At 74.7% G+C, this 296-nt stretch carries 1 protein-coding gene; it reads left to right on the forward strand.

Annotation, left to right across the window (positions count from 1 at the left end; translation table 11 throughout):
* Nucleotides 1-296: hypothetical protein (locus LO771_RS30300; RefSeq protein ID WP_230748370.1), on the forward strand; the 296-nt coding region annotated here is incomplete at both ends.

Below are 296 nucleotides of genomic sequence, written 5' to 3' on the forward strand. Positions count from 1 at the left end.
GGACGGGTTCGCGCAGGACGGGTACGCGCAGGACGGGTTCGCGCAGGACGGCCGGGGCGTCTCCGCCTGGGACAGCGAGACCACCGAGTACGTCGGCATGGACGGCCTCCTCGGCGGGCCCGCCGGCCGCGGCAGGGCCCGGGAGGAGTACACCGGGTCCGCCTACGAGGCCGGCGTCGCCGAGGAGTACGCCCCCAACTGGTACGGCGAGGCCTCCGGCGACCTCCACGCGGAGGACAGCGGGACCGTGCCTCTTATCGCCGTCGAACCGCAGCTGGAGGAGGAGGCCGAGGAGG

This window comes from Streptacidiphilus sp. ASG 303 (assembly GCF_020991365.1).
In the GTDB taxonomy this organism is placed as follows: domain Bacteria; phylum Actinomycetota; class Actinomycetes; order Streptomycetales; family Streptomycetaceae; genus Peterkaempfera.